Annotated in this window: 6 protein-coding genes; all 6 read left to right on the forward strand. The window is 46.4% G+C overall.

The annotated features are described in order from the left end of the window. On the forward strand, window positions 1-407 hold a 407-nt coding region (locus ACQY26_RS02575), incomplete at its 5' end, for a DNA-processing protein DprA (RefSeq protein WP_428047515.1). 30 nt (window positions 408-437) lie between these two features. Beyond that, window positions 438-2,750 (forward strand): type I DNA topoisomerase, encoded by a 2,313-nt coding sequence (gene topA / locus ACQY26_RS02580; RefSeq protein WP_428047516.1) that lies wholly within the window; start codon window positions 438-440, stop codon window positions 2,748-2,750. Further along, window positions 2,743-3,624, forward strand: coding sequence for a site-specific tyrosine recombinase/integron integrase (xerA, locus tag ACQY26_RS02585; protein WP_428047517.1), 882 nt, complete (start codon window positions 2,743-2,745; stop codon window positions 3,622-3,624). Before topA ends, xerA begins: the two co-directional genes overlap by 8 nt. Beyond that, on the forward strand, window positions 3,621-4,571 hold the full coding sequence (locus ACQY26_RS02590) for an ROK family protein (protein WP_428047518.1): 951 nt from the start codon (window positions 3,621-3,623) through the stop codon (window positions 4,569-4,571). The genes xerA and ACQY26_RS02590 overlap by 4 nt, the downstream gene beginning before the upstream one ends. Next, window positions 4,561-6,645 carry a hypothetical protein gene (locus tag ACQY26_RS02595; RefSeq protein WP_428047519.1) on the forward strand — a complete coding sequence of 695 codons (2,085 nt, stop codon included), beginning with the start codon at window positions 4,561-4,563 and terminating at the stop codon, window positions 6,643-6,645. Before ACQY26_RS02590 ends, ACQY26_RS02595 begins: the two co-directional genes overlap by 11 nt. A 10-nt stretch (window positions 6,646-6,655) precedes the next feature. Further along, on the forward strand, window positions 6,656-7,213 hold the full coding sequence (locus tag ACQY26_RS02600; protein WP_428047520.1) for a thymidine kinase: 558 nt from the start codon (window positions 6,656-6,658) through the stop codon (window positions 7,211-7,213). The last annotated feature ends 823 nt before the right edge of the window (window positions 7,214-8,036 follow it).

The raw sequence follows: 8,036 nt of genomic DNA on the forward strand, positions 1-8,036 counted from the left end.
AATCAGGCGCGCTTATCACGGCTAAAATGGCTTTGGAGCAAGGCATAGACGTTTTGGCCGTTCCCGGCCCGATAGATTCCCCGCAAAGCGCCGGCACAAATAAACTTATCAAGGAAGGCGCGGGTATGGTTTTAAGCGCGGCAGACATAATAGACTGCCTGCCTTTAAACTTAAAACTTGGCCTTAACACTAAAAAACTTTATAATGAAGAAAAGCCCCCGCTGGAGGAACTTTCCGGGCCGGAACTCTCCGTAGTTGAAGCAATAGGCTCCGGTTCCGTCAGCACGGACGATTTGGCTTTGGCTTTAAATATGCCGATAAGCGAACTTTCCGGCGTTTTGTTTTCGCTGGAAGTAAGCGGCGTTATCAGCTGCGCCGACGGTAAATACAGCAGAAGAAAATTTTAAGATTTTATATATATTCAGAGGACTTATAAAATGGCAACCAATCAAAATAAAGCGGCCGGCGCAAAGCCGAAAGGCAAGGAATTGATTATAGTGGAATCCCCCACGAAACAGAAAACGATAAGTAAGATATTGGGTTCTTCTTATATCGTCAGGAGTTCTTTCGGTCATGTTCGCGATTTGCCTTCAAAGGAAATCGGCGTAGACGAGAAAAACAATTTCAAACCCACTTACGTGATAAGCGGCAAACCGCGTGTTATAAGCGAGCTTAAAGAAGCAGTCAAAAACGCTTCTACCGTATACCTCGCCACCGACCCTGACCGCGAAGGAGAAGCTATAGCCTGGCATTTGCAGGAACTTCTGCATTTAAAGCCGGAAAACACCCGCCGCATTTACTTCCACGAGATTACCCCCACCGCGGTAAAAGAATCTTTTGAACACGCCCGCGGCATAGACCATAATCTTGTTGACGCCCAGCAGGCGCGCCGCGTTTTGGACAGATTGGTGGGCTATAAACTTTCCCCTCTTTTGTGGCGTAAAATAACCAGCGGGCTAAGCGCGGGGCGCGTACAGTCCGTGGCGGTGCGTCTTTTAACCGAACGCGCCAAGGAAATAGCTGATTTTAAAGAACAGGTTTACTGGACGATAAAAGCCTCTTTGGAAAAAGAAAATCAAAAACCGTCTTTTTCCGCCCGCGTGCTTAAATGGGAAGGCAAAAACGTCGAGAAAACCGTAACCTATAAACTTTTTGCGGAAGATTATAAAGTAAAATCCACCGTATTTAACACCAATGAATCTTTAGCTCCCGTCAACGCCGTTTTAAGGCAGGGGCCGATTGTCGTTGAAAAGGTGGAAAAGAAAGAAGTCAAACAGAAAGCCCGTCCTCCTTTTATAACCAGCTCCATGCAACAGGACGCTTACAATAAAATAGGCTTCGGCTCGCAGAAAACCATGCAGGTGGCGCAAAGCCTGTATGAAGGTATTGAAATCGGCGGGCAGACGGTCGGTTTGATAACTTATATGAGGACGGACTCTTTCAACGTTTCAAAACAGCTTCAGGCGCAGACTTCCAAATTTATCAAAGAGAAGTACGGCCCGGAATACGCGCCTAAAACCGCACCGGTGTTTAAAAGCAAGGTGAAAGGCGCGCAGGAAGCGCACGAGTCTATCCACCCGACCGATGTTTACAGAACGCCGCAGAGCCTTAAAAATTATCTTACCGCCGATCAGTATAAACTTTACGAGCTCATTTGGTTGCGTTTCGTCGCTTCTCAAATGGCCGAGGCCGTATTCAATACGGTGGCCGTGGATATTTCCGCCGGCGGAAAAGAAAAATGTATGCTGCGCGCCAACGGCAGAACCGTTAAATTTAAAGGTTATCTTTCCGTCTATCAGGAAGAAGCCGACGAGCGCGAAAGTAATGACGACGATTCCAAAGACGATTCATCGGCTTTGCTTCCGCCTTTGGAGCAGGGCGACGCTTTGAAGCTTTTGGGCATAGACACCAAAGATCACAAAACCACGCCTCCGCCGAACTATAACGAGGCCAGCCTCATCAAAACTTTGGAAAAGCACGGCATCGGCAGGCCTTCAACTTACGCTCCGACCATAAAAACCATTATGGACAGGAAGTATATAGAAAAGCAGGCCAAGGGCAATAAGCTTGTAGCGACGGATTTGGGCATAACCGTTACGGAACAGCTTAAGGAATTTTTTAAAGACATTATGGATCTTTCCTACACCGCCGGAGTTGAAGAAACTTTGGACGATATCGCCGAAGGCGATAAAAAGTGGGTGGAGGTTATAAGCGGTTTTTACAGCGGATTTACCCGCGATTTGGACAACGCTTCCAAAAATATGCGCAAGCCCGCGCCGAGCGTGGCCGAAGGGGAACAATGCCCGATTTGCGGTTCGCCCATGGTGCGCCGCCGCAGTAAATACGGGGAATATCTTACTTGCGTAAATTACCCGGATACCTGCCAAGGCAAAAAGAATTTAAGCGGTTCTTCTTTCCCTGCGCCGGAACAAACCGCCGAAAAGTGCGAAAAATGCGGTTCGCCCATGGTAATAAGAACGGGCAGGAAAGGCCGCTTTATGGCTTGTTCGGCTTATCCTAAATGCCGCAACACTTATTCGGTTGACGCTCAGGGCAACAGGGTGGCTTCCAGCGGGCCTTTGGATTCGGGCAGAAAATGTGAAAAGTGCGGTAAGCCGCTTGTTTTAAGGCACAGCGCAAAAGGCGCGTTTTTGGGCTGCAGCGGATACCCGAAATGCAAAAATATAGTCAATATTACGCCGGAAGAAGAAGCCGCTATAAAGAAGCTGAACGAAAAGAAAGATGCTTAAGCAAATAGAAAACTTCGGTTTAAGTTTAAAAGGACGCAATTTATCCGCGCATACTTTGCGCGCTTATGAGAGCGATTTGGAAGCTTTCGCGGCTTTTATGAACTTAAGGGGTTGGATATCGGTTAAAGATTTTAATTTAAGGAATATAAGGAAGTATTTATCTTACGAGAGCGAAAAAGAACTATCCCGCGCGGCGGTTCTTCGTAAGATAAGCGCGCTTAGAAGTTTCGCCCGTTTTTTGGCAAACCGCGGGCTTATAAAGGTTAATCCTTTTACTTTGTTTTCCGCCCCCAGGCGGGAAAAGAAACTGCCAGCTTTCTTGACGGAAAGCGAAGCTTCCGGCCTGATGGAGGCGGAAATCAGCAGCCGCTTTCATTACAGGAATAAAGCCATTTTGGAACTTCTTTATTCCAGCGGGCTCAGGCGCAGCGAAACGGTTTCGCTTAACGTAGGCGACGTAAATTTTGATGAAGGCTGGGTAAAGGTGCTGGGCAAGGGAGCAAAGGAAAGACTCGTGCCGGTAACCGATATCGCGCTGGAATGTTTGGAAAGTTATCTGTCCACCCGCCCTGACGTTCATCCCTGGGACGCTTTATTCCTAGGCAGCAAAGGCGGGCGTTTAAGCGGGGAGGGGTTGGCGCAGATAATAAAAAAAAGCGCGGTAAGCAGCCATGTCGCGCGCAAAGTAACGCCGCACAGTTTAAGGCATTCTTTTGCGACGCATCTTTTAAACAACGGTTGTGATTTAAGAAGTTTGCAGGAAATGCTGGGCCATAAAAGTTTGGCCGCGACGCAGGTTTATACGCATGTTTCTTTGGAAAAACTGAAGAAGGTGTATAACGCGGCACATCCTGAAAGCGAGGTAAAAAAATGATTTCAATAGGTATAGACATCGGCGGTACTTTTGTAAAATTCTTTGCCGTTAACGATAAAAAGAGAATTCTTAAAACGGATAAAATCCCCACCTACACTACGCTGGGCGGGAACGCCTTTTTGGCTCAGCTTTCAAGAATAGTCAACGAGTGGCGCGGCGAATTTAAGGATAAATCCGTAGTAATAGGCGTGGGCATAGCCGGCGACACCGATCCCAATAAAGGCGTTTTGCGCTGGGCTCCGAATATCCCTTGGCATAATCTTAAAGTGGCGCAGGTGATGAAGGAAAACACCGGCTGCGAATGTTATGTTTCCAACGACGCGAACATGGCCGCATGGGGCGTATTCGACCGGGAGTTTAAGGGCAAGTACAAAAATATGATTATCGTAACCTTGGGCACCGGCATAGGCGGCGGAATAATCATAAACGGCGCTCTTTACCAAGGCGCGGACGGTTCCGCCGGGGAACTCGGCCACATGAAGATAGATTTCGCGCCGGACGCTCCGCTTTGCGGGTGCGGTCAGCGCGGATGCTTGGAATCCTACGCCGGTACAAAAGGCATTTTGCGTATGGCCCAGGCCGCCAGCGCGAAATATCCCAAATCAATTTTGGCGAATTTAATTAATACGGAAGAATTTTCCGTAAGTTTGCTTTCCCAGGCGGCCGCGCAGGAAGACGAAGTGGCCTTAAATTTATGGAAGGAAATAGGCTCCTATTTGGGCCGCGGTTTGGCCGATATGGTGCTTTTGCTTAACCCCGACGCCATTGTTTTGGCCGGAGGAGTTTCGCGCGGGGCAAAGTATTTCCTGCCGTCGGTCAGAGAAGTGTTTGAAAAACAGGCCGTCAAAACGCCTTTTAAAAACGTTAAAATTCTTTTATCCAAAGAGGGCAATATCGGCGGCGTAGGCGCCGCCCTGTACGCGCTGCACAAAGCAAATGAAAAATAAATTCTTTACTTTACTTTTTTGCGCCTTGCTCGCCGGAGCCAATTTGGCGGCGGAAGATTTTGAACTTCCCGCACCCACCAAGGGGGAGTTCATCTATTACACCGCCGACGAAACCGTTTACGATAAAAACAATTCCGTCGTGGCCATAAAAGGCAACGCCGAAATTTATATAGAAGACGGCCAAACCACGCGCGTAATTAAAGGCGACGATATACAAGTATACGTAAAAGAACAGATTTTGGTTTCCAAAGGAACTACCGTTATAGAGGACGAAAAAGGCGTTTTTACTTCCAACGGGATTAAGTTTGATTTGGCTTCCAAAGCCGTCATTATGGAAGATATAAAAGCCGACTATTCGCCCATACGCGTGCTTTCCACCAAAAGCCTTGAAGCCGAAGACGGTGAATATATTTTAAGGAAGGCCAATATAACCTGCTGCGATTTTGAAAAGCCGCATTATACCCTTTACGTCGGCAAGGCGGATCTTATTCCCGGCGACAGAATTTGGGCCACCAACGCGGTAGTAAAAATAGGCAAAGTGCCTGTGTTTTATTTGCCTTTCGTTTACCGTTCTTTAAATACGGACAGACTGTTTACCACATACGTTGATTTTGATCAAAGCGATAATACCGGCTTCGGCTTTCTTACTTCCACGGTATATTCAAAAAACAATTTCGCGGCAAAAGCCAATTTGGATTATTATACGCGTTCGGGTTTCGGTTACGGGGCCGAAGTAGCTTATGAAGATCCTCAGCGTTTCCGCGGATCTTTGCAGGCTTATACCATACACGATAAAGTGCAGGACGACCAACGCTGGGGCATTGACGGCGGTTATTGGTGGGAAGTAGCCGATACTTCCGACAGCCTTAACAAAGGCAGCGGCGCAATTTACTTCAGCCAGTTTGAAACCAGAAATGTTTCCGACGCTGATTTTAACGACGACTTTTTCCGTTCCAATCCTTATGTGGTTTCCCCAGACAAACTGACGCGTCTTTCCGCGGTAAGGCAGAGCGGCTGGGAAACTTTCCGCATAGGCTATACTATGCGCGAACAATTAAACGCCGACGATAAAACTTACTCCAACGCGGAAGAGTACGCCCCTAAAATAGATTGGATTTTCAATCCTTTCGTAATAAAGGGTACTGGCGGAATAGTAAACAATTTTTCGCTCGGGTTTAACAACGCAAAAATAGAAGAGTATGATTTTGTTCAGTATATTAACGCTAACTGGCGCAGCTCAAAAGATTTTAAACTTCATCCTAATTTTACGCTTACGCCGAGCGTCTTCTATAAGCAGGACGCAATTTTGAAGGATCCCACTAATAACGACGAGGATACTTTTGTCGGGCGTTACGGCGGAGAACTTAATTTAAGATCCAATTTGATAACGGGCCTTTTGGATATAGGCTATCGTTATACCAAACGCACCGCCAGCGGTTCGCTTACCAATATAGAATATCAGGACACCGACGAGGAGGAAAACCTCGTTTACGTGCAGAACTATTATATGCTGGGGCAGAATTTTTACTTCAAACTTGCCGGCGGATATGACTTAAGGGATTCAAGCGAAAGCTGGGACGCAAAATACCGCATAGAACCTATAACGGCCGAGGCGGGATATTTTTCGCCTTATACGGGGGCGAATTTCTTTTTGCAGAATATTTACGACGTGCACAACGGCAATCAGGCTTTTGTTTTGGACAGCACCTTTAAAAGCATAGGGGACAGTTACGCCAATTTCGGTATGACAAATTACAGCACCGACAGGGACAAGTTCCTTTTTACGACAAAATTCTTGATAGCCCCCAAAAATTTTACTTGGCGCGCGGACATGGGCATTGACGTCAGCGTCAGCGATTCCAGCTTGTACGCATATTCAAAACATATAAAAATTTATAAAGATTTCCATGATATAAGCGTTATGGTAGGCGTTAGGGACAGGAACCAAAACCTTTCCTTTTCGTTCAGGATAAACATACTTTGCGGCGCGGGCAAGAAGAACAAAGCCTTGACCCAAGCCGACGAGTATTGGCGTCCGTGGCGTGATGACAATATGGTTCGCGATAATTTTTAAGGAGGCTGAAATGTCAGCGGAAAAGAAGAGAGGTTTTGGCAGTATAGAAGTGGTTTGCGGGTGTATGTTCTCCGGCAAAACCACGGAGCTTATCAGGCGTATAGAAGTTTGCCAGCACGCCGGGCAGAAAGTTCAGGTTTTTAATTCCAGTAAGGATAAACGCTACGCCGTAAGGGCGATAGCCACCCACGATTTGAAAACGATAGAAGCCGTCCACGTAAACAAAGCCGAAGAGATTTTGTCTTTACTGAAAAAAGACACCGACGTAATCGCTTTGGACGAAGTAAACTTTTTCGGCAAAGATATTTCCTCCGTCGCTTTGAAAATAGCCGGCCTCGGCAAGCGGGTTATATGCTGCGGTTTGGATTTGGATTATCAGGCCGTTCCGTTTGAAAGCACCGCCCGTCTTTTGGCCGTGGCCGATAATGTAACCAAGCTTTCCGCCCGTTGCACGCGGTGCGGCAAACCCGCAACCAGAACGCAAAGGCTTGTGGATGTTAAGTCAAGGATTTATGTGGGCGGCGCGGAAGATTATGAAGCTAGGTGCGCGGATTGTTTTAGGCCCTAGGGCAAGCGGCGCGGCCGGATTTGTTTTTTTACTCGTGTTAAGTTGTGTTGTTTAGGCTAGCAGACTTTAATATTTAGGTAATTTTTAATTTTTTCCTTGCTTGGGTACTGCGCGCCCTTTGGGCGCATCATACTTAGTACACCGCGCGCGAAAGAAAATTAAAACTTACTCTAAATATTAAAGCCCACGCCGGTTAAATTCTCTCACAGCTTTACTCGCGTGATATCTCGTACTCACGGTTAGCACTTTGTCGCTTTTGGGCAACTTTAAATTTTTTCTTCGCTTAAATACCGCGGCGGCTTTGCCGCCATCGTTCTAGGTATTCTGCGCTTAGAAGAAAATTAAAATCTGCTCCAAAATCAACAAACCACGCTTCTAAAATACTCGCATGGCTTTTACTCGGTCTATGTTAAGTCTTCGCGGCTGGCAAGCTTTAATATTTAGGCAAATGTTTCCTCATGTAAAGTTGCGTACTGGTAGCTAGCAATTTTCCATATTTGGGTAAATTTAAGTTTTTTCTTCGCTTGGGTACTGCGGCAACTTCGTTGACATCACACTTAGTACACCGCGCTTAGAATAAAACTTAAATTTCCCTCAAATCTGAAAAATTACGCCGCTTGCGCTATCTCACGCTGAAAATCTTTTACTCTTTCAGTCTTGTTGATTTGTCCCTAATTTTCTAATTATTTGCTCTTCTTTAAAAAAACTTTCTTCTTTACATTTCTATATCTATACATATCCGGTCGCAAAATAGTTCCATAACTTTTTTGCTGATTAATGTAGGTCGGGCTTTGCCCGACAGGGAAAACACCTTTTTAACGTC

The sequence above is a fragment of the Candidatus Proelusimicrobium excrementi genome, from assembly GCF_937881865.1.
Classification (GTDB): domain Bacteria; phylum Elusimicrobiota; class Elusimicrobia; order Elusimicrobiales; family Elusimicrobiaceae; genus Proelusimicrobium; species Proelusimicrobium excrementi.

What these genes read in the sequence shown, in the direction of transcription:
- ACQY26_RS02600 (WP_428047520.1), top strand. Translation starts at nt 6,656, where the DNA reads ATGTCAGCGGAAAAGAAGAGAGGTTTTGGCAGTATAGAAGTGGTTTGC.
- topA (WP_428047516.1), top strand. Translation starts at nt 438, where the DNA reads ATGGCAACCAATCAAAATAAAGCGGCCGGCGCAAAGCCGAAAGGCAAG.
- ACQY26_RS02590 (WP_428047518.1), top strand. Translation starts at nt 3,621, where the DNA reads ATGATTTCAATAGGTATAGACATCGGCGGTACTTTTGTAAAATTCTTT.
- ACQY26_RS02595 (WP_428047519.1), top strand. Translation starts at nt 4,561, where the DNA reads ATGAAAAATAAATTCTTTACTTTACTTTTTTGCGCCTTGCTCGCCGGA.
- xerA (WP_428047517.1), top strand. Translation starts at nt 2,743, where the DNA reads ATGCTTAAGCAAATAGAAAACTTCGGTTTAAGTTTAAAAGGACGCAAT.